The sequence below is a fragment of the Streptomyces sp. P9-2B-2 genome (assembly GCF_030406865.1).
Lineage (GTDB): Bacteria > Actinomycetota > Actinomycetes > Streptomycetales > Streptomycetaceae > Streptomyces > Streptomyces platensis.
In genome coordinates this window covers 3,478,607-3,498,991 of sequence record NZ_CP129126.1, presented here as the reverse complement: position 1 = coordinate 3,498,991, position 20,385 = coordinate 3,478,607, and the positions used below count along the sequence as shown (strand labels likewise).

The following is a 20,385-nucleotide window of genomic DNA, read 5'->3' as shown; positions in this document are numbered from 1 at the left end:
GATGAAGGCGGGGCGGAGCGGTCCGGGTGGGCCGGCGGCGTAGGACCGATGACCGATCCGATCCCCGTCCTCCGCCAGGGGCGTCAGCGGCGTACGGCCCTTACGCTGGCCCGATGACTGCTGACCGCCCGCACGACTTCGGCACCGGCGCCGGCACGGGTACGGGTCCGGGTACGGGTTCTGGGACCGGCTCCCACCTTGGTACCGGCGAGGGCGCCGACCCTCACTTCGGCACCGATGGGGGCGTCGGCCCCCACCTCGGCACCGACGAGGGCTCCGGCATAGGCAATGGCGCCCACGAGGGCACCGGCATCGGGATCGGCACCGCCGAGGCCACCGACGCCGCACCCGACGGAGGGATCGCCACCCTCCCCGGCGCGGAGACCTTCGCCACCCCCGTCGCGGATACCACCGCCACCCCCGGCCACCCCGCCCGGCCCGTCGACGACAGGGGCGACGACGGGCCGGGCGGCGGCATTCTCGGCCGGGCCCATCGGGCGCTCACCCTTGGCATCATCTCCGTCGTCTCGCTCGTCGCCTTCGAGGCGAGTGCCGTGAACACCGCGATGCCGGTTGCCGCTCGCGCCCTGGACGGCATCGGGCTGTACGCCTTCGGCTTCTCCGCGTTCTTCACGGCGAGTCTGTTCGCGATGGCGCTCGCGGGGGAGTGGAGCGACCGGCGGGGGCCGCTCGGGCCGCTGTTCAGCGGGATCGCCGCGTTCGGGACGGGGCTGCTGATCGCGGGCGCCGCCGGGAGCATGGGGATGTTCATCGTGGGCCGCGGGGTGCAGGGCATCGGCGGCGGGCTGGTGGTGGTCTCGCTCTACGTCGTCGTCGGGCGCGCCTATCCCGAGCGGCTGCGGCCGTCGATCATGGCGTCGTTCTCGGCGGCCTGGGTGGTGCCGGTGATCGTCGGGCCGCTGGTCGCCGGGACCGTCACCGAACACCTCGGCTGGCGCTGGGTCTTCCTCGCCATCCCCGCCCTGATACTGCTGCCGCTCCTGGTGATGCTGCCCGCGCTGCGCACCCTGCCGCGGACCCGGCCGGCCCCGGCGGGCGGCGTACGGCAGGTGCTGGGCAGCCGGCGCTGTCTGCTCGCGCTGGCCGTCGCGGTGGGCGCCTGCCTGCTGCAATACGCGGGCCAGCACCCCGCCTGGCCCGCGCTGTTGCCCGCCGCCGTCGGACTGGCACTGCTGGCGCCCAGCATCGTCCGGCTGCTGCCCCGCGGTACGTTCCGGGCGGCGCGCGGCCTGCCGAGCGTGGTGCTGCTGCGCGGGCTGGCCGCCGGGGCGCTGGTCGCCGCCGAGAGCTTCATCCCGCTGATGCTGGTCACCCAGCGCGGACTCTCCGCCACCCTCGCCGGACTCTCGCTCACCGGCGGCGGCCTCACCTGGGCCCTCGGCTCCTACGTACAGAGCCGGCCGCGCCTGGAACCGCACCGGGAACGGCTGATGGTCCTCGGCATGGTGTTCCTGGCGCTGGCCATCGCGCTGGTGCCGCTGGCCTTGATCGACGGAGTACCGGCCGGGATCGTCGCGGCGGCCTGGACGATCGGCGGCTTCGGCATGGGCCTGAACATCTCCAGCGCCGGCGTCCTGCTCCTGAAACTGTCCCGCCCCGAGGAGGCCGGCAGTAACTCCGCGTCCCTCCAGATGTCGGACGCGCTGGGCAACGTGACGTTCGTCGGCCTGAGCGGTGTGTTGTTCGTCGCGTTCGGCGGCGGCGAGATTGCTGCGCATGCGTCTGCGGCTGCCGCCGCGGCTGGCCATTCCGCGGCCTCGGCCTTTGCCGTCGTGTTCGCGACGATGGCGTTGGTCGCGCTCGCCGGTTCGGTGGCGGCGACCCGCGTTAAGTAGCCGCCCCACGTTTTCGGCTGTCCCGCCGTGTGGGTTTCTCGCCGTTGCGCCTGCGGCGGGCCGGGTCCGCTGCGCGGGGCTGTTGGGTGCGGTGACGGACCTCCGGGGCCGGTGTGTGGGACTGCTTCGCTTTACGTCCCACACACCGGCCCCTCCGGCCCGTCCCCTCCCGTTGGGGGAGTGAGTGACGGTGAGTGGGGGCGGGCCACCCATGCCCATCCCTACGCCGATGCCCACGCCCGTGCTCGTGCCCACTCCCGCCCCCATGGCATGTGATCGACAAGGCGCACCGGACCACCAACATGCGCCCCCACCGGCCTTCTTCCCACCCCTCAACGGGAGGGGCGGGTCGGAGCGGGTGGGGGTTTCCGGACGTAAAGCGAAGCAGTCCGGAAACCCCCACCCGCGGAGGCCCGTCACCGCACCCCGACAGCCCCGCGCAGCGGACCCCGCCCGCCGCCAGGCGCAACGGCGGGACAGCCGAAAACGTCGGCCGAAGCAAAGCGCAGCGAAACGGCGGGGAGCCCCGCGGCGATAAAGCCGACTGCGTGGGAAGCGAGCCGAGTCGCAGCGATAGGGTGGCGCGGTTGCCGATCCCCGAGTCCAGCCGACGGAGACCGTGACTACCACCACCAGCGCCACCAATAACCATCACCTGTCCCCGGCCTTTCCGGGGCGGGCCCCTTGGGGTACCGCGAACAAGCTGCGTGCCTGGCAGCAGGCGGCCATGGACCGCTACATCCAGACGCAGCCGAGAGACTTTCTCGCCGTCGCGACGCCGGGCGCCGGCAAGACGACCTTCGCGCTCACGCTTGCCTCGTGGCTGCTGCATCATCACGTCGTGCAGCAGGTGACGGTCGTCGCACCGACCGAGCATCTGAAGAAGCAGTGGGCGGAGGCGGCGGCCCGGATAGGTATCAAGCTCGATCCGGAGTACAGCGCGGGGCCGCTGGGCCGCGAGTACCACGGTGTGGCGATCACCTATGCCGGTGTGGGTGTCCGGCCGATGCTGCACCGCAACCGGATCGAGCAGCGCAAGACGCTGGTGATTCTCGATGAGATCCATCACGCCGGTGACTCGAAGTCATGGGGCGAGGCGTGTCTGGAGGCGTTCGAGCCGGCGACCCGGCGGCTGGCGCTGACCGGTACGCCGTTCCGGTCCGACACGAACCCGATTCCGTTCGTGACGTATGAGGAGGGGAACGACGGCATCCGGCGTTCCTCGGCCGACTACACCTACGGCTACGGCAACGCGCTGGGCGACGGCGTGGTCCGGCCGGTCATCTTCCTCTCCTACAGCGGCAATATGCGCTGGCGGACGAAGGCGGGTGACGAGATCGCGGCGCGGCTGGGCGAGCCGATGACCAAGGACGCGGTCTCGCAGGCGTGGCGTACGGCGCTGGATCCGCGCGGTGAGTGGATGCCCAATGTGCTGCGCGCCGCCGACCGCCGGCTGAGCGAGGTCCGTAAGTCGATTCCGGATGCCGGGGCGCTGGTGATCGCCACCGACCAGGAGCAGGCGCGGGCGTACGCGAAGCTGATCCGGGAGATCACCGGGGAGGGCGCCACTCTGGTGCTGTCCGACGACTCCGGGGCCTCGCAGCGCATCGATGACTTCGCGCATTCCCAGGACCGCTGGATGGTCGCGGTCCGGATGGTGTCCGAGGGTGTCGACGTGCCGCGGCTGGCGGTCGGGGTGTATGCCACCACGATCTCGACGCCGCTGTTCTTCGCGCAGGCCGTGGGGCGTTTCGTGCGCTCCCGTAAGCGTGGTGAGACCGCCTCGGTCTTCCTGCCCACCGTCCCGAACCTGCTCGGCTTCGCCAATGAGATGGAGGTCGAGCGCGATCATGTGCTCGACAAGCCGAAGAAGGACGGGGAGGAAGACCCCTACGCCGAGTCCGAGAAGGAGATGGACGAGGTGAACAAGGAGCAGGACGAGGACACCGGCGAGCAGGAGCAGTTCTCGTTCGAGGCGCTGGAGTCGGAGGCGGTCTTCGACCGGGTGCTCTACGACGGTGCCGAGTTCGGTATGCAGGCGCACGCGGGCAGCGAGGAGGAGCAGGACTACCTCGGCATCCCCGGGCTGCTGGAGCCCGACCAGGTGCAGATGCTGTTGCAGAAGCGGCAGGCGCGGCAGATCGCGCACAGCAAGAAGCGGCCGGATGAGGAAGCCGATCTGCTGGAGCTGCCGGCCGAGCGGCGGCCGGTGGTCACGCACAAGGAGCTGCTGGAGCTGAGGAAGCAGCTGAACACGCTGGTCGGCGCGTATGTGCATCAGAGCGGGAAGCCGCACGGGGTGATCCACACCGAGCTGCGGCGGGTGTGCGGCGGGCCGCCGAGCGCGGAGGCCACGGCCGGGCAGCTCGGTGAGCGGATCAAGAAGGTCCGGGAGTGGGCGACGCGGATGCGGTGAGTCCGCGTCGGCCCGTGGGCGGGGCGGTGTGCCGTGGACGGTGCGCCGCCCTCTTGCGTACCCCCCGACGGGACCGCTGTGCGGTGCCGGGCACGTCCGCCCCATAGCACCCCGATAACGCCGTAGCCCTCCCTGAAACACCACACGGAGCACAACAGGACGCTCTGGGCGGACGTACAGGGATATTCCGGGCGCGGGCGACCGGATTCTGGACGGACTCTTCCGCTCACCGAACCGGCTCGCTACTGTCCCGGTCACGCACACGCCCCGTGGCAGCGCCGCCGCGGAGCGCAGCCGGTGCCATGCGGCCGGCGGCCTCTAGCGCGCGCTGCTCCGTGAACCGCAGCGCGTCGCGCCCGAGGGCCGCCACTCACCCAGGAGGGCGTCGTGACCGCAGAGACCTCCCAGACACTCGACCGAGGGCTGCGTGTCCTCAAACTCCTCGCCGACACGGATCACGGGCTGACCGTCACCGAGCTGTCCCACAAGCTCGGCGTCAACCGCACGGTGGTCTACCGCCTCCTGGCCACGCTGGAGCAGCACGCCCTGGTGCGCCGCGATCTCGGCGGCCGGGCCCGGGTGGGCCTGGGCGTGCTGCGCCTGGGCCGTCAGGTGCATCCGCTGGTCAGGGAGGCCGCGCTGCCCGCGCTGCGGTCGCTCGCCGAGGACGTGGGGGCCACCGCGCATCTCACCCTCGTCGACGGCACGGAGGCGCTGGCGGTGGCCGTGGTGGAGCCGACCTGGACCGATTACCACGTGGCCTACCGGGCCGGTTTCCGCCATCCGCTGGACCGGGGAGCCGCCGGGCGGGCGATACTCAAGGCCCGGCAGGGCCGCACCCAGGACGCCGGACTCGCCCTGACACACGGGGAGTTGGAGGCCGGCGCGAGCGGTGCGGCGGCTCCGCTGCTCGGGGTGAGCGGTATCGAGGGGAGCGTGGGCGTGGTGATGCTCGCCGACACGGTCTCCGAGCGGGTCGGACCGCGGGTGGTCGACGCGGCCCGGGAGGTGTCCGAGGCGCTCCGCTGAGGCCCTGGGTGCGGACGGGGTCGCGGGGTGTGAAGGGGCGGTGGCCGTGTCGTGAGGCGGCAGCGCCTTAAGGCCCTGGTGAGGCGGGGGTCATTTAGGGTGGCAAGGTGTCTGCACGCACCCGAGCCCTGGCGGTCTGCACCGCCCTCGTCCTCGCCCTCCTCGTCACCGCGGTCCTCGCCCCGCTGCCGTACGCGCTCGCGTACCCCGGCATGACGGCGAATGTCCTCGGTAACGACGAGGGCAAGCCGGTGATCACCATCAGCGGCGCGCGGACCCGGAAGACGAGCGGGCAGCTGCGGATGACCTCGATCGTGGCGACCGGCCCGGAGGCCACCGTCCATCTGCCGGACATCGTCAAGGGCTGGTTCCGTACGGACGAGGCCGTGATGCCGCGGGAGGCGGTCTACCCCGTAGGGGAGAACACCGAGGAGATCTCCGAGCACAACGCGCAGCAGATGCGGGAGTCCCAGGACAGCGCCACCAGCGCCGCGCTCGGGCAGCTCGGCAAGTCCGGACAGGACATCAAGGTCAAGCTGAGCCTCGCGGACGTCGGCGGGCCGAGCGCCGGGCTGATGTTCGCCCTGGGCATCGTCGACAAGCTGGACGGCGACGGCGCGGGCCATGACCTGACCGGCGGGCACACCATCGCCGGCACCGGGACGATCACGGCCGGCGGCAAGGTCGGCGCCGTCGGCGGCGTCCCGCTGAAGACGCAGGCGGCGCGGCGGGACGGCGCCACGGTCTTCCTCGTCCCGCGCAAGGAGTGCACGGACGCGCGGGCGGAGCTGCCGAAGGGGCTGCGGCTGATCCCGATCAGCACCCTCGACGGCGCGATGGACTCCCTGAAGGCGCTGCGGACCGGGGGCAAGGTCCCCAGCTGCTGAGGCGCCCCCCCCGGACGCGCCCCTCACCCCTCCTTGATGAACCCCTCCCGCACCAGCCAGTCCTTCGCGACCTCGTGCGGGTCCTCGCCGTCCACGTCGACCTTGCGGTTCAGCTCCTGGGCGACGGTGTTGTTGAGGGCCTTGGTGACCGGGGCCAGCACCTCGGCCATCGCCGGGTACTTCTTCAGGGCCTTGGCGTTGATCTCCGGGGCGACGTTGTAGTTGGGGAAGAAGTGCTTGTCATCGGCGAGGACGTGCAGATGCATCGCCTTGATCCGGCCGTCGGTGGTGAAGACCTCGCCGAACGCGCAGGTGCCCTTCTCCGTCTCGGTGTATACGACACCGCCGGTCATCTTGCGGATGTTGGCGGACGGGATGTTCATGCCGTAGGCGCGCGCCATGCCCGGCAGCCCGTCGTTGCGGGTGGCGAACTCGTTCTCCACGCACAGCGTCACGGCGCCGGGGTTCTTGTGGGACAGCGCCGCGACCTCCGAGAGGTTGTGCACCCCCAGCTTCTTGAAGTTCGCGGAGTTCAGCGCCAGCGCGTAGGTGTTGTTCAGCTTCGAGGCCGGGAGCCAGACGATGCCGTTCTTCCGGTCCTCGTCGCGGACCGCCTTCCACTGCTTGTAGGGGTTGACGATCGGCTTGGTGTGGCCGAGGTAGGTGATCCAACCGGTGCCGGTGTACTCGTACGCGGCGTCCGCCGTGCCGGTTTTGACGGCCTCCCGGGCGCCGATCGACCCCTGGATGCTGGTCTTGTCGAGGACCAGGGCGCCGGCCGCCTGGAAGGCCAGCCCCATGATCTGGCCGAGGACGATCTGCTCGGTGAACTCCTTCGAGGTCACGGTCAGATGCGCCCCGGTGAGCGGGCGGCCCGGATAGCCCGCCTTCGGGCCCGGCAGCACGTTGTCGGACATCGCACTGCCGCTGACCAGGCCGCACCCGCCGAGGACGGCGGCGGCCAGCAGGGCGACGGTGAACCGGGTGGCGGGGCGGCGCCGGGGGCGGAGTGCCGGGCGGGGGTGCCTGCTCATGCCGTCACCTCCAGACCGCGCGGGCGGAGCAGCAGTTCGGCCAGCGAGGCCAGCCATTCGACCAGCAGGGCGAGCGCCACGGTCAGTACGGAGCCGAGGATGAGGACGGGCATCCGCTGGGTGACGATCCCCGCCGAGATCAGGTCCCCGAGACCGCCGCCACCGCCGAAGGTCGCCAGCGTCGCGGTGCCGACGTTCAGCACCAGCGCGGTCCGGACACCGGCCAGGATCAGCGGTACGGCCAGCGGGAGCTCGACCTTGGTCAGCACGCCCGTGGGGGACATGCCGATGCCACGGGCGGACTCGGTCAGCGTCGGATCGATACCGCGCAGCCCGGCGATGGTGTTGGCGAGCACCGGCAGCACGGCGTAGATGACCATGCCGACGATCGCCGACCGGGCGCCGATGCCCAGCCAGATCACCAGCAGCACCAGCAGACCCAGGGCCGGCACCGCCTGCCCGAGGTTGGCGAAGGCCATCGCGACCGGGGTGGCCCGGCGGAGCTTGGACCGGGTCAGGGCGATGCCCAGCGGGATCGCGATGATCAGCACGAAGAAGGTGGAGATCGCGGTGAGCTTGATGTGCTGCTGCAACGCCAGCCACACCTTGCCGTTGTCCACCGCCTGATGGGCGATGGAGTCCAGCCGGGCGCCGCGGAACCACAGCCAGGTGGCGAGCAGCGCCAGCACCAGGAAGGCCGGCATGAAGGTCCACTTCTGCCAGCTGATCCGGCGCAGGCCGGCCCGTGCGGACGGGACGGGCGCCTCCCCGGTGGCCAGCTCCCGCTGGGACATCTCGACCTCGTCCTTGAAGGCCAGCGCCTCGTGATCGCTCGGGTGCCGCTCGCTCCGGCGCGGGCTGCCGTCGCTCCCGCCGCCGGTGCTCATACGACGCTCCCCGGACCGCCCTCGGGGCCGCCCGCCCCGGCCAGGCCCTCCTGCTCCATCTGGGTCTGGCGGGCGCGCCGCTCCTGGAGCTGGTGCTGATGCTCGATCGCTTCGAGGCGGTCCGCCTCCAGCAGTTCATGGACGTTGTTCATCAGCGTCGCCATGTCGACCACGCCGATGTACTCGCCGCGCCGCCCGGTGACCGCGGCCCGGCCCGCGCTGTCGGTGAGTACCGCCTCCAGTGCGTCGCGCAGCGTCGCGTCCCGGGACACCGTGTGCTGGACCAGGGTGCCGGCCCGGGCCAGTGATTCCCTGGCCCGGGCCAGGTCGCCGCGGCGCAGCCATTTGTACGGGCGGCCGTTGCGGTCCAGCAGCAGCAGTTCGTTGTGGGAGCCGGAGCGCAGCCGGTCGAAGATGCTCTCCAGGGGGTCGTCGAGGCCGGCGGTGGGGAATTCGACCACGCCCACGTCCCGTACGCGGGTCAGGTTCAGCCGCTTGAGTGCCGCCCCGGCGCCCACGAAACCGGAGACGAAGTCGTCCGTCGGGTTGGTGAGGATGGCTTCGGGGGTGTCGAACTGGGCGATGTGCGACTGCTCGCGGAGCACCGCGATGCGGTCGCCGAGCTTGATGGCCTCGTCGAAGTCGTGGGTGACGAAGCAGATGGTCTTGTGCAGCTCGTGCTGGAGCCGGATCAGCTCGTCCTGGAGGTGGTCGCGGGTGATCGGGTCGACGGCGCCGAACGGCTCGTCCATCAGCAGGACGGGCGGGTCGGCGGCCAGCGCGCGGGCCACGCCGACGCGCTGCTGCTGGCCGCCGGAGAGCTGGCGCGGATAGCGGCCGTGGAATTCGCGCGGGTCCAGGCCGACCAGGTCGAGCATCTCCTCGACCCGGTTGCGCACCCGGCTCTTGGACCAGCCGATCATCTTCGGGACCAGGCCGATGTTCTGGGCGACCGTCATGTGCGGGAAGAGGCCGGACGCCTGGATGGCGTAGCCCACCTTGCGGCGCAGCTTGACCGGGTCCATGTCGGTGACGTCCTCGTCGCCGATCCGGATCCGCCCGTGGGTCGGCTCGATCAGCCGGTTGATCATCTTCAGGCAGGTGGACTTGCCGCAGCCCGAGGGCCCCACGAAGATCACGATCTCGCCGGCCTTGACCTCCAGATTGACGTTGTCCACCGCGGGAGTGGGGTTCCCCGGGTAGATCTTCGTCAGGTTCTCCAGATGGATTCTGGCCCCGGAGGCCGGGGTGGTATCGGTCGTCTCAGGCACGGATCCCCCTGGAGATGGTCAGGCGTCCGATCAGGACGTACGCGGCGTCGAAGAGAAGAGCGAGGATGGCGATCCCGAGGGTGCCGGAGAGCACCTGGTTGAGGGAGTTGGCGCTGCCCAGCGAGGCGATCCCGCGGAAGATCTCGTTGCCCAGGCCGGGGCCGGAGGCGAAGGCGGCGATGGCGGCGATGCCCATCAGCATCTGGGTGGCGACCCGGATGCCGGTGAGGATGGGCGGCCAGGCCAGCGGCAGTTCGACGCGGAAGAGCTGGGCGGTGCGTGACATCCCGATGCCCCTGGCCGCGTCGACCAGATCCGGGTCCACCCCGCGCAGCCCGACGATGGCGTTACGGACCACCGGCAGCAGCCCGTACAGGGTCAGGGCGATCACCGTCGGGGGGACGCCGAGGCCGACGATCGGGATCAGCAGACCGATCAGGGCCAGGGAGGGGATGGTCAGGATGGTGGCGGTCGAGACGGTGGCGAGGTTGCCCGCCCACTCGCTGCGATAGGTCGCCACGGCGATCAGGACCCCCAGCAGGGTGGCGAGCACCATGCACTGGAAGACCGCGCTGGCGTGCTGATACGTATCCGTCAGCAGCTGGGCGTGCCGGGTGCCGACGTACTCCCAGAAGCTCACTCGGTCTCCTCGGTTCAGTCTCCCGATGCTTGTTTCACCAGCGGGATGATCCGCAACGGAACCGGATTTTCCATCACGATTGCCGTCGAGGCCCGCACGATGCCATCAAAGCCCACAACCCGGTCGATCACCCGCTGTAGATCGGCGTTGGAACGGGCCACGAGCCTGCACAGCATGTCCCCATGTCCCGTCGTTGTATGCAGTTCCAACACCTCGGGAACGGTCGTCAAGTGGGCGCGTACGTCATTCCCTTGCCCTTGTTTGATCTCCAACGTGGCAAAAGCGGTCACGGGATAGCCGAGCGCCGCCGGGTCCACCTCCGGTCCGAAGCCCCGGATCACTCCATTCGACTGAAGCCGGTCGAGCCGGGCCTGGACCGTCCCGCGCGCCACCCCCAGTCGCCGGGACGCCTCCAGCACCCCGATCCGCGGCTCCTCGGCGAGCAGCTCCAGCAGCGCCCCGTCCAAATGATCGATCGCCATCGGCTGTCCCTTCGCTTTTGATGGTCATCATGTACAGATAGCCCGACAATGGCGCCGTTTCGCTAGGCATAGTGCCCAGAGGAATCGCGAACTATTGCGCACCTTGTGGATCGGAGAGACTCTGCGGCCATGGCAGACACCACGATGCACCCTCAGACCACCACCCCCGGCGCGACCCGGCAGGCGGACCCCTTCCCGGTCAAGGGGATGGACGCGGTCGTCTTCGCCGTCGGGAACGCCAAGCAGGCCGCGCACTACTACTCGACCGCCTTCGGCATGAAGCGCGTCGCCTACTCCGGTCCGGAGAACGGCAGCCGGGAGACCGCGAGTTATGTGCTCGAATCCGGCGGCGCCCGGTTCGTGTTCACCTCCGTCATCAAGCCCACCACCGAGTGGGGCCACTTCCTCGCCGACCATGTCGCGGCCCACGGCGACGGCGTCATCGACCTCGCCATCGAGGTCCCGGACGCCCGCGCCGCCTACGAGCACGCCGTCGCCCAGGGCGCCACCGGCCTGATCGAGCCGCACGACATCAAGGACGAGCACGGCACCGTCGTCCTCGCGGCCATCGCCACCTACGGCAAGACCCGGCACACCCTCGTCGAGCGCACCGGCTACGACGGCCCCTACCTGCCCGGTTTCGCCGCCGTCGAGCCGCTGGTGGAGACCGGCCCGCGGCGCTTCCAGGCCATCGACCACTGCGTCGGCAACGTCGAACTCGGCAAGATGAACGAGTGGGTGGCCTTCTACAACAAGGTCATGGGCTTCACGAACATGAAGGAGTTCGTGGGCGACGACATCGCCACCGAGTACAGCGCGCTGATGTCCAAGGTCGTCGCCGACGGCACCCTCAAGGTCAAGTTCCCGATCAACGAGCCCGCGATCGCGAAGAAGAAGTCGCAGATCGACGAGTACCTGGAGTTCTTCGGCGGCCCCGGCGTCCAGCACATCGCGCTGGCCACCAACGACATCGTCGCCAGCGTCCGGGCGATGCGCGCCTCCGGCGTGGAATTCCTGGACACCCCCGACTCCTACTACGACACCCTCGGCGAGTGGGCCGGTGAGACCCGGGTGCCGGTGGAGACGCTCCGCGAGCTGAAGATCCTGGTCGACCGGGATGAGGACGGCTATCTGCTCCAGATCTTCACCAAGCCGGTCCAGGACCGGCCGACCGTGTTCTTCGAGATGATCGAGCGGCACGGCTCCATGGGCTTCGGCAAGGGCAACTTCAAGGCCCTCTTCGAGGCGATCGAGCGGGAGCAGGAGCGGCGCGGCAACCTCTGACCTCCTGCCGCACCGCACACCCCCGGCGGGCCGTACACGATCTTCCGTGTGCGGCCCGCGGATGCGAGGCTGAGGGTATGGACCTCATCGCACGTCTGCGCGCCGGGCTCCCGGGTGAAGCGATCCTGACCGACCCCGACATCACCGGCTCCTACGCCAACGACATGGCGAGCTTCTGCGAGGCCGGGACGCCCGCCGTGGTCGTGCTGCCGCGCACCGTCGAGCAGGTCCAGCACATCATGCGGACGGCCACCGAGCTGCGGGTCCCGGTCGTCCCGCAGGGCGCGCGTACGGGGCTGTCGGGTGCCGCCAACGCCTCCGACGGCTGCCTCGTGCTCTCGCTGGTCAAGATGGACCGGATCATCGAGATCAATCCCGTCGACCGGATCGCGGTGGTCGAACCCGGTGTCATCAACGCCGTGCTGTCCCGCGCGGTGAACGAGCACGGCCTCTACTACCCGCCGGATCCCTCCAGTTGGGAGGAGTGCTCCATCGGCGGGAACATCGGCACCGCCTCCGGCGGCCTGTGCTGCGTCAAATACGGCGTCACCGCCGAGTACGTCCTCGGCCTGGACATCGTCCTCGCCGACGGGCGGCTGCTGACCACCGGCCGGCGCACCGCCAAGGGCGTCGCGGGCTACGACCTCACCCGGCTGTTCGTCGGCTCCGAGGGCAGTCTGGGCATCGTCGTCCGCGCCGTCCTCGCGCTCAAGCCGGAGCCGCCGCAACAGCTAGCGCTGGCCGCCGAGTTCCCCTCCACCGCGGCGGCCTGCGAAGCCGTCTGCGAGATCATGGCCCGCGGCCACGCCCCGGCACTGCTGGAGCTGATGGACCGTACGAGCATCCGCGCGGTCAACGCCATGGCGCAGATGGGCCTGCCGGACAGCACCGAGGCGCTGCTGCTGGCCGCCTTCGACACCCCCGAGCCGGCCGCCGACCTCGCCGCCGTCGGCGCGCTGTGCACCGCGGCCGGCGCCACCGAGGTCGTGCCCGCCGAGACCGCCGCCGAGTCCGATCTGCTGCTCCAGGCCCGCCGGCTGACCCTGACCGCGCTGGAACAGGTCAAATCCGCCACGATGATCGACGATGTGTGCGTCCCGCGCTCCCGGCTCGCCGAGATGCTCGACGGCACCGCCGCCATCGCCGAGAAGTACGGCCTGACCATCGGTGTCTGCGCCCACGCGGGGGACGGCAACACCCACCCCACGGTCTGCTTCGACGCCGCCGACCCGGACGAGTCCCGCCGGGCCCGTGCCTCCTTCGACGACATCATGGCGCTCGGCCTCCAGCTGGGTGGCACCATCACCGGTGAGCACGGCGTCGGCGTCCTGAAGAAGGAGTGGCTGGCGCGCGAACTGGGGCCGGTGGGGCTGGAGTTGCAGCGCGGCATCAAGGACGTCTTCGACCCGCTGGGCATTCTCAACCCCGGCAAGCTTTTCTGAGGTCCACGGGAGGGCGTGCAGCGCACGGGAATTCGGCTCCTCTGAAGCGCACCGGCCCGGCGCCATTCCTTACCGTCCGGCCGCGTATTTTACCCGCGGTCGTCAGCACGCGCAGGAAGAGTGCGGTCCCGCCGAGTTCCTGACGTGGCGGGGTTACTGACATGGCGGGGTCGGGCCCCTCTGCCTATCCTGAACAAGAATTACGCGCCCGCCGGTCCTTGTCGTGAGAAGCCCGACCGCAGCGGCCAATACCGGGATTACGCCGCTCGATGGTGCCCGCGCGCACGATTTTCGTCGTGAGGGAGAGCAATTCCCATGGACCTCCACACCATCACCGAAGTCGTCCGGCGACCGGCCGCCCGGCCGGGCGCGGACTGGCACCCGGGCGATGCCTGGCTCGCCGGCGGCACCTGGCTGTACTCCGAGGAGCAGCCGGACCTGCACCGGCTGATCGACCTGACGACATTGCGCTGGGACTCCCTCGTCCCGAGCGAGGCGGGGCTCGGCATCGGCGCGACCTGCACCATCAGCGAGCTGTACGCCTATCAGCCGCCGGCGGAGTGGATCGCGGCCCCGCTTTTCACCAAGAGCTGTGAGGCGTTCCTGTCCTCGTTCAAGGTCTGGAGCGCGGCCACCGTCGGCGGCAATATCTGTATGTCCCTGCCGGCCGGTCCCATGATCACGCTGACGGTCGCCCTGGAGGCGCGGTACGAACTCTGGGCCGCCGACGGGTCCGCCCGCACCGTCGACGCCCTTTCCTTCGTGACCGGCGACAACGAGAACGTTCTGGCCCCCGGGGAAATCCTGCGGCGCATCGACATTCCCGCGCACGCCCTGCGGAAACGCACCGCGCACCGCCGCTTCTCGCTGACCCGCCTCGGCCGCTCGACGGTCTTCCTCATCGGTACGCAGACACCGGGAACGAGCGATCTGCTGCTCACCCTCACCGCCGGTACCACCCGGCCGGTACGTATCGGCTTCGACACCCTGCCCGATGACCGGATGCTGCGGCAGCGCATCGACGACCTCCCCGCCGATATCTGGTTCGACGATCCCAACGGAACACCCGGTCACCGCCATCACCTGACACAGCATTTCGCCGAGGAAATCCGTCGTGAACTCATGGCTGGGAGCCCGGGATGACCTACCGCGTGAACGGCAGGAGCTTCGACGAGGAACCGGACCCCGGTCAGTGCCTGCGCACCTTTCTCCGCGCGCTCGGCCACTTCGGCGTCAAAAAGGGCTGTGACGCGGGCGATTGCGGCGCCTGCACGGTATGGCTGGACGGCGCTCCCGTACACAGCTGCATCACCCCCGCCTTCCGCGCGGACGGCCGCGAGGTGACGACGATCGAAGGGCTCGGCGCACCCGGCAATCTGCATCCGGTGCAGCGGCAGTTCCGCGACGCCCCGGGATTCCAGTGCGGTTTCTGCACGGCGGGAATGATCATGACGTCGGCCACCTTCACCGAGGCCCAGAAAGCGGATCTGCCGCGGGCGCTGAAAGGCAATCTCTGCCGCTGCACCGGCTACCGGGGCATCGAGGACGCGGTGAAAGGCGTCGTCGGCGTGGCGAAGGCCGCACCGGGAAAAGCCGTCGGCACGAGCGTCAGCGCGCCCGCGGCCGAGGACGTGGTCACCGGCCGCGCCGCCTTCACGATGGACACCCACCTCGACGGCATGCTGCACCTCAAGGTGCTGCACTCGCCCCACGCACACGCCCGCATCGTCTCGATCGACAAGACCGCCGCACTCGCGGTCCCCGGCGTGCACCGGGTCTACACCTGGGAGGACGTGCCGCGCAGACGCTTCAGCACGGCGATCCACACCGACCATCTGGTGGATCCGGACGACACCTACCTCCTCGACCGCACGGTCCGCTTCGTCGGCCAGCGCGTCGTCGCGGTCCTGGCCGACACCGTCGGGGCGGCGGAGGAGGGCTGCCGCCGGGTCGCCGTGGAATACGAGGTGCTGCCCGCGGTATTCGACGCCGAAGAGGCGATGGCCGACGGGGCGCCACAACTGCACGGCCCGGTCGACCCGTTCGTCCTGGATCCCGTCCACAACATCCTGGTCGAGATCCATTCACAGATCGGCGATATCGACGCGGGATTCGCCGAGGCGGACGTGATGCACGAGGGCACGTACTTCTCCCCGCGTGTGCAGCATGCGCATCTGGAGACGCATGGCTCGATCGCCTGGATGGAGAACGGCCGGCTGAACGTCCGCACCAGTTCGCAGTCGCCGTCGATCGCCAAGGTCAAACTGGCCCGTCTGTTCGCGCTGCGCCCCGACCAGCTCCGGGTGTTCTGCGCACGCGTGGGCGGCGGCTTCGGCGGCAAACAGGAAGTGATCTCGGAGGATCTGGCCGCGCTCGCCACCCTCGACACCGGGCGGCCGGTCTGCTTCGAATACACCCGGGAAGAGGAATTCACCACCGCCTCGCCACGGCATCCGATGACGCTGACGGTCACGCTCGGCGCGACGGCGAACGGAAAGCTCACGGCCCTCCAGGTCCGCAATGTCTCGAACACCGGCGCCTACGGCAACCACGCCGGCCAAACGCTGTTCGCGGGCGGCGCCGCCGTCATGCTCTACCGCTGCCCCCACAAGAAGTACGACGCGTACTCCGTCTACACCAACACCGTGCCGAGCGGCGCTCTGCGCGGCTACGGCATGACCCAGCCGGCCTTCGCCGTGGAATGCGCGATGGACGAACTCGCCCTCGCCCTGCACATGGACCCGCTCGAACTGCGCCGCCGCAATATCGTGCGGCCGGGCGATCCTCTCGTCTCCATGGCGGAGGGCCCCGATGACGTGCTGTTCACCGAGGACGGGCTCGGCACGTGCATCGATCTGGTGGATCAGGCGATGGCCCGGAACGCCGGGGAGCCGTCCCCCGGGCCCGGTTGGCTGGTCGGGAACGGCGTCGCGAGTTCCCTGCACGAAACCGCGCCGCCGACTGAGCACCTTTCGGAGGCCTGGGTGACGCTCGGCGACGACCTCGTATACGAACTCGCCGTCGGTACCGTCGAATTCGGTGAGGGCACCTCGACCGCGCATGTCCAGATCGCGGCCCAACAGCTCGGCACGACACCGTCACGCATCCGCCTGGTGCAATCCGACACCGACCGCACGGGATTCGACACCGGCGCCTTCGCGAGCGCCGGACTCTTCGTCGCGGGCAACGCGGTACTCCGCGCCGCCAATGCCGTCCGCGACCGCATCCTGGAATTCGCCGCCGCCCACACCGGCGTCCATGTCGTGATGTGCTCGATGGATGACGAGGCCGTCGTCTGCGGTGACCGGCGGGTGCCACTGGCGGAAATCGTCGCCACGGCCCGAACGCGCGGTATCCGCTTCTCCGCCGCCCGTAAGGCCTATGGCTCACCGCGCAGCGTCACCTCCAACGCGCAGGGATTCCGTCTCGCTGTCCATCCGGTGACGGGCGAGATCCGCATCCTTTACAGCGTCCAGGCGACCGATGCCGCCGTCATCATCAACCCCGCGCAGGTCCGCGGACAGGTGGAAGGCGGGGTCGCCCAGGGCATCGGCTTCGCCCTGACCGAGCATCACCATGTCGGCGCCGACGGCGTCATGGTCAACCCGAACTTCCGCAATTACCGCATTCCCACCTACGCCGATATCCCCCGCACGGAGGTGCTGCTGGTGAACTCGTCGGATTCCGTCGGCCCGCTGCGGTCGAAGGGGATCGCGGAATGCTGCATCAACCCGGTGGCCCCCGCGCTGGCGAACGCGCTCCACGACGCCACGGGCGTCCGCTGCCGCGCACTGCCCCTGACACCGGAACGGCTCTACCGGCAGATCGGCGAAAGCCGGCCGGTGACGACGGGATCGCGCACATGACCACCGAAAAGCCCACCGGCACCGAGGCGACGGTCATCATCGGGCAGAAGATCCGCGCCGGACTGGAGCGGGAATTCGAGGCGTGGCAGGAGGACGTCAACGCCGCGGCCGCCGGCTACGCGGGATTCCTCGGCGCCGAGATCTCGCGGCCGACCTCCCTGCAACCCGACTGGGTGGTCGTCTACCGCTTCGACTCGATCGCCCATCTGCAAGCGTGGATCAACAGCGCCACCCGGCAGCGCCATCTCGACCGCGGCCGGAAATACCTCGACGGCCCCGCGACCCAGCAGGTTGTCAGCGGCGGCACCCAGACCCCGGACCCGCTGGTGACCGTCGTCGTCACCCACCGCGTCCACCCGGACCATGTCGACGCCTTCCTCGCCTGGCAGCACCGGATGGACGAGGAGGAGAGCAGCTTCGAAGGCTTTCGCGGCACCGAGCTGTTCCGTCCGATCGAGGGCCTCCAGGACGAATGGACCACGCTCTACCGCTTCGACAGCGCCGAGCACCTCGACGCCTGGCTGACCTCGGGCAAGCGGCAGGAAGTCCTCGCGGAGGGCCAGAAGTTCCACGACTTCCGCATGCGCACGATCGACAACTCGTTCGGCAGCTGGTTCGCCTTCGAGGAGAACGGCAGGGAAGCGCCGCCGCCCTCGGAGACCAAGACCTCCGTCGCGGTCTGGGTCGGCCTCTACCCGACCGTGGTGCTGCTGACGCTGGCGCTGTCCCCGCTGAAGCTCTCGCTGTGGCTGAACCTGCTCATCGGTAACCTGCTGTCGAGCTTCATCATGAGCTTCGTGACCATGCCCTTCTATGTGAACCCGCTGCTCAAACGGTGGCTGCGGCCCCGCCCGGAGGCACCCCGGGCGCGCACGAACCTGGTCGGACTCGGCCTCGTCACCGGCGTGATGGTGTTCTGGGCGGCGGTCTTCTTCCTCGTCACCACCCAGATCTGGCATCTGCCCTGACCAGACCCCCCGCCCGGACCGCGACCCGGATGTACACGGCAGGGGGAGGGACGGTTGACTGCCCCCATGACGATCAACGATCCGCACAGACCCGGCGAGGGAATGGTCACCTTCCGGGTGTCCGGCCAGGGCGTCGACGACATCACCTACGCCGTCCAGGCACCCGGGGACTCCGGCAGCGAAGAGCAGGTGACCCGGCCGGAGTTGCCGTGGTTCGTGGTGACCGACGCGCGCGGGGTGGGCGCCATGCCGATGCTCACCCTCACCCTCGACGGGCCGGACGCCTACGCCGAGTGCGAGATCCTCACGGACGGCGCACCGGCCGTCCGCGGCACCGTGCACGGCCCGGCCGCGACTGTCGTGTTCATGGCCCGTGCCGCCGCCTCATAGGGTGCCCCCATGGATTCCGTACTCCCCGTAGTCATCGCCCTTCTCGCGCTCGCCGCCGTCATGTTGATCTCGGCCACCGACCGCCGCGCCAAGACGCTGGAGCGCCGGCTCCACCGGCTGGAACACAAGGTGGACCTGCTGCTGGCGCACGCCGGCATCGAGGAGGCGCAGCCCACCGGGATGGCCGAGATCGACCAGCTGCTGTCGCAGGGCAAGAAGATCCAGGCGATCAAGGTGCACCGCGAGGTCACCGGCTCCGGACTCGCCGAGGCCAAGGAAGCGGTCGAACGCCGGATGCGCTGACGGCCCGTTGGGCTGAGGATGGCCAGAAGGACCCGCCGGGCCCCACCGGGCCACCTCATGCCCACGCAGGAAGCGAGAGCCGATGGCAGCGACCGGAGCCACCAAAGCCGCTGATGAGGCGTATGACGTCATTGTGCTGGGAGCGGGGCCGACCGGTGAGAACCTCGCCGACCGGGCGCATGCCGCCGGGCTGAGCGCGGTGATCGTGGAGAGTGAGCTGGTCGGCGGCGAGTGCTCCTACTGGGCGTGTATGCCCAGCAAGGCCCTGCTGCGCCCGGTCACCGCCCGCTCCGAGGGCCGCCGGGTGCCCGGCCTCAAGGACGCCGTCGACGTCCCCCTGGACGCCTCCGCCGTACTCGCCCATCGCGACGCCATCACCTCGTACTGGAAGGACGACGGCCAGGTCCGCTGGCTGGACTCGGCCGGTATCGACCTGGTGCGCGGCCAGGGGCGCCTGGCCGGGCCCCGCCGGGTGGTCGTCAACGGCGGCCGGGTGCTCACCGCCCGGCACGCGGTCGCGGTCTGCACCGGCAGCCGCGCGGTGCTGCCCCCGATCCCCGGGCTCGCCCAGGCCAGGCCCTGGACCAGCCGCGACGCCACCAGCGCCAAGAGCGTGCCGGGCCGGCTGGTGGTGGTCGGCGGCGGGGTCGTCGGCGTCGAGATGGCCACCGCCTGGCGGGCCCTGGGCGCCTCCGTGACGCTGCTGGTCCGCGGCGACGGGCTGCTGCCCCGGATGGAGCCGTTCGCCGGCCACCTCGTCGCGGAGTCGCTCGCCGAGGCCGGGGTCTTCCTGCGGACCGGCGTCGAGGTGCGCGAGGTACGCCGGGAAGCCCCGGGCGGCCCGGTCACCGTCCTGCTGGACTCCGGGGACGAGATCGTCGCCGATGAACTCCTGATCGCCACCGGCCGGGCCCCGCGCACCGAGGACATCGGCCTGGACACGGTCGGACTGCCGCACGGCTCCTGGCTGGACGTCGATGACAGCCTGCGGGTGAAGGGGGTCACCGGCGGCTGGCTCTACGGCGTCGGCGACGTCAACCACCGCGCCCTGCTCACCCACCAGGGCAAGTACCAGGCCAGGATCGCCGGGGCCGCGATCGCCGCGCGCGCCCGGGGCGTCCCGATCCTGGAGTCCGACCCCTGGGGCGCGCACGCCGCCACCGCGGACCTCCGAGCCGTCCCCCAGGTCGTCTTCAGCGATCCGGAGGCCGCCGCGGTGGGCCTGAGCGCCGCCGAGGCCGAGAAGGCCGGGTACCGCATCCGGGTGGTCGACCAGGACCTGTCGGCCGTGGCCGGGGCGTCCCTGTACGCGGACAACTACCGCGGCCGGGCCCGGATGATCGTCGACCTGGACCGGGAGGTGCTGCTCGGCGTCACCTTCGTCGGCTTCGGCGTCGGAGAGCTGCTGCACGCCGCGACGGTCGCGGTGGCCGGTGAGGTCCCCATCGAGCGGCTGTGGCACGCGGTGCCCTCCTACCCCACGATCAGCGAGGCGTGGCTGCGGCTGCTGGAGGCCTACCGGGGCTGAGCCGCCGCCGGGCCGTACGGCGCCGGGGCGGCCCGTCCGCGCCCGGCGCCGCGGCACGCCCCGGCCCGTCAACCCCCGTAATGCGGCGGCCCGTTCATCCGC

At 70.3% G+C, this 20,385-nt stretch carries 17 protein-coding genes; 12 read left to right on the top strand and 5 right to left on the bottom strand.

Annotated elements, in window-relative coordinates; all coding sequences use genetic code 11:
- Window positions 1-113 precede the first annotated feature (113 nt).
- The 4 genes from QT196_RS15255 to QT196_RS15240 all read left to right on the top strand — a co-directional run bounded on the left by QT196_RS15255 (window position 114) and on the right by QT196_RS15240 (window position 6,188).
- The gene (locus QT196_RS15255; protein ID WP_290355078.1) at window positions 114-1,856 is read left to right on the top strand and encodes an MFS transporter; all 1,743 of its coding nucleotides are present in this window, start codon (window positions 114-116) and stop codon (window positions 1,854-1,856) included.
- A 619-nt stretch (window positions 1,857-2,475) separates the two neighbouring features.
- Window positions 2,476-4,272, top strand: a complete 1,797-nt coding sequence (locus QT196_RS15250; protein ID WP_290355077.1) for a DEAD/DEAH box helicase — start codon at window positions 2,476-2,478, stop codon at window positions 4,270-4,272.
- Between the two features lie 387 nt (window positions 4,273-4,659).
- Entirely contained in the window at window positions 4,660-5,301 is a 642-nt protein-coding gene (locus tag QT196_RS15245; RefSeq protein WP_168479332.1) for a helix-turn-helix domain-containing protein, read from the top strand.
- A 107-nt stretch (window positions 5,302-5,408) separates the two neighbouring features.
- Window positions 5,409-6,188 carry a S16 family serine protease gene (locus QT196_RS15240; protein ID WP_290355076.1) on the top strand — a complete coding sequence of 260 codons (780 nt, stop codon included), beginning with the start codon at window positions 5,409-5,411 and terminating at the stop codon, window positions 6,186-6,188.
- Window positions 6,189-6,211: 23 nt separating this feature from the next.
- Here the strand turns inward: QT196_RS15240 and QT196_RS15235 are convergent, their stop codons facing one another.
- From QT196_RS15235 to QT196_RS15215, 5 genes are all read right to left on the bottom strand, one after another.
- Window positions 6,212-7,105 (bottom strand): glycine betaine ABC transporter substrate-binding protein, encoded by an 894-nt coding sequence (locus QT196_RS15235; RefSeq protein ID WP_248001609.1) that lies wholly within the window; start codon window positions 7,103-7,105, stop codon window positions 6,212-6,214.
- Window positions 7,106-7,218: 113 nt separating this feature from the next.
- The gene (locus QT196_RS15230) at window positions 7,219-8,016 is read right to left on the bottom strand and encodes an ABC transporter permease (RefSeq protein ID WP_290356659.1); all 798 of its coding nucleotides are present in this window, start codon (window positions 8,014-8,016) and stop codon (window positions 7,219-7,221) included.
- A gap of 89 nt (window positions 8,017-8,105) precedes the next feature.
- Window positions 8,106-9,380, bottom strand: a complete 1,275-nt coding sequence (locus tag QT196_RS15225; RefSeq protein WP_290355075.1) for a betaine/proline/choline family ABC transporter ATP-binding protein — start codon at window positions 9,378-9,380, stop codon at window positions 8,106-8,108.
- The gene (locus QT196_RS15220; RefSeq protein ID WP_290355074.1) at window positions 9,373-10,020 is read right to left on the bottom strand and encodes an ABC transporter permease; all 648 of its coding nucleotides are present in this window, start codon (window positions 10,018-10,020) and stop codon (window positions 9,373-9,375) included. The genes QT196_RS15225 and QT196_RS15220 overlap by 8 nt, the downstream gene beginning before the upstream one ends.
- 14 nt (window positions 10,021-10,034) lie before the next feature.
- Complete coding sequence (locus tag QT196_RS15215) at window positions 10,035-10,502, bottom strand: Lrp/AsnC family transcriptional regulator (protein WP_018091280.1); 468 nt, start codon at window positions 10,500-10,502, stop codon at window positions 10,035-10,037.
- Window positions 10,503-10,631: 129 nt separating this feature from the next.
- On the opposite strand from QT196_RS15215, the gene hppD reads away from it, so the two are divergent.
- The 8 genes from hppD to QT196_RS15175 all read left to right on the top strand — a co-directional run bounded on the left by hppD (window position 10,632) and on the right by QT196_RS15175 (window position 20,283).
- Entirely contained in the window at window positions 10,632-11,786 is a 1,155-nt protein-coding gene (hppD, locus tag QT196_RS15210; protein ID WP_211117356.1) for a 4-hydroxyphenylpyruvate dioxygenase, read from the top strand.
- 77 nt (window positions 11,787-11,863) lie between these two features.
- Window positions 11,864-13,228 (top strand): FAD-linked oxidase C-terminal domain-containing protein, encoded by a 1,365-nt coding sequence (locus tag QT196_RS15205; RefSeq protein WP_168479321.1) that lies wholly within the window; start codon window positions 11,864-11,866, stop codon window positions 13,226-13,228.
- A 315-nt stretch (window positions 13,229-13,543) separates the two neighbouring features.
- Window positions 13,544-14,371 (top strand): FAD binding domain-containing protein, encoded by an 828-nt coding sequence (locus QT196_RS15200; RefSeq protein WP_290355073.1) that lies wholly within the window; start codon window positions 13,544-13,546, stop codon window positions 14,369-14,371.
- Window positions 14,368-17,094: a molybdopterin-dependent oxidoreductase gene (locus tag QT196_RS15195; protein ID WP_290355072.1), complete on the top strand. Its 2,727-nt coding sequence runs from the start codon at window positions 14,368-14,370 to the stop codon at window positions 17,092-17,094. Before QT196_RS15200 ends, QT196_RS15195 begins: the two co-directional genes overlap by 4 nt.
- Window positions 17,091-18,062 carry an antibiotic biosynthesis monooxygenase gene (locus QT196_RS15190; RefSeq protein WP_168479315.1) on the top strand — a complete coding sequence of 324 codons (972 nt, stop codon included), beginning with the start codon at window positions 17,091-17,093 and terminating at the stop codon, window positions 18,060-18,062. The genes QT196_RS15195 and QT196_RS15190 overlap by 4 nt, the downstream gene beginning before the upstream one ends.
- 66 nt (window positions 18,063-18,128) lie before the next feature.
- Window positions 18,129-18,452, top strand: coding sequence for a hypothetical protein (locus tag QT196_RS15185; RefSeq protein ID WP_168479313.1), 324 nt, complete (start codon window positions 18,129-18,131; stop codon window positions 18,450-18,452).
- A gap of 9 nt (window positions 18,453-18,461) precedes the next feature.
- A complete protein-coding gene (locus QT196_RS15180; RefSeq protein WP_290355071.1) occupies window positions 18,462-18,755 on the top strand; it encodes a ribosomal protein L7/L12 in 294 nt (97 codons plus the stop codon).
- A gap of 82 nt (window positions 18,756-18,837) precedes the next feature.
- The gene (locus tag QT196_RS15175; protein ID WP_168479311.1) at window positions 18,838-20,283 is read left to right on the top strand and encodes an NAD(P)/FAD-dependent oxidoreductase; all 1,446 of its coding nucleotides are present in this window, start codon (window positions 18,838-18,840) and stop codon (window positions 20,281-20,283) included.
- The last annotated feature ends 102 nt before the right edge of the window (window positions 20,284-20,385 follow it).

Coding starts and splice junctions, on each gene's coding strand:
- QT196_RS15185 (WP_168479313.1), top strand. CDS start 18,129: ATGACGATCAACGATCCGCACAGACCCGGCGAGGGAATGGTCACCTTC.
- hppD (WP_211117356.1), top strand. CDS start 10,632: ATGGCAGACACCACGATGCACCCTCAGACCACCACCCCCGGCGCGACC.
- QT196_RS15180 (WP_290355071.1), top strand. CDS start 18,462: ATGGATTCCGTACTCCCCGTAGTCATCGCCCTTCTCGCGCTCGCCGCC.
- QT196_RS15205 (WP_168479321.1), top strand. CDS start 11,864: ATGGACCTCATCGCACGTCTGCGCGCCGGGCTCCCGGGTGAAGCGATC.
- QT196_RS15255 (WP_290355078.1), top strand. CDS start 114: ATGACTGCTGACCGCCCGCACGACTTCGGCACCGGCGCCGGCACGGGT.
- QT196_RS15230 (WP_290356659.1), bottom strand. CDS start 8,016: ATGTCCCAGCGGGAGCTGGCCACCGGGGAGGCGCCCGTCCCGTCCGCA.
- QT196_RS15175 (WP_168479311.1), top strand. CDS start 18,838: ATGGCAGCGACCGGAGCCACCAAAGCCGCTGATGAGGCGTATGACGTC.
- QT196_RS15235 (WP_248001609.1), bottom strand. CDS start 7,105: ATGTCCGACAACGTGCTGCCGGGCCCGAAGGCGGGCTATCCGGGCCGC.
- QT196_RS15215 (WP_018091280.1), bottom strand. CDS start 10,502: ATGGCGATCGATCATTTGGACGGGGCGCTGCTGGAGCTGCTCGCCGAG.
- QT196_RS15195 (WP_290355072.1), top strand. CDS start 14,368: ATGACCTACCGCGTGAACGGCAGGAGCTTCGACGAGGAACCGGACCCC.
- QT196_RS15200 (WP_290355073.1), top strand. CDS start 13,544: ATGGACCTCCACACCATCACCGAAGTCGTCCGGCGACCGGCCGCCCGG.
- QT196_RS15190 (WP_168479315.1), top strand. CDS start 17,091: ATGACCACCGAAAAGCCCACCGGCACCGAGGCGACGGTCATCATCGGG.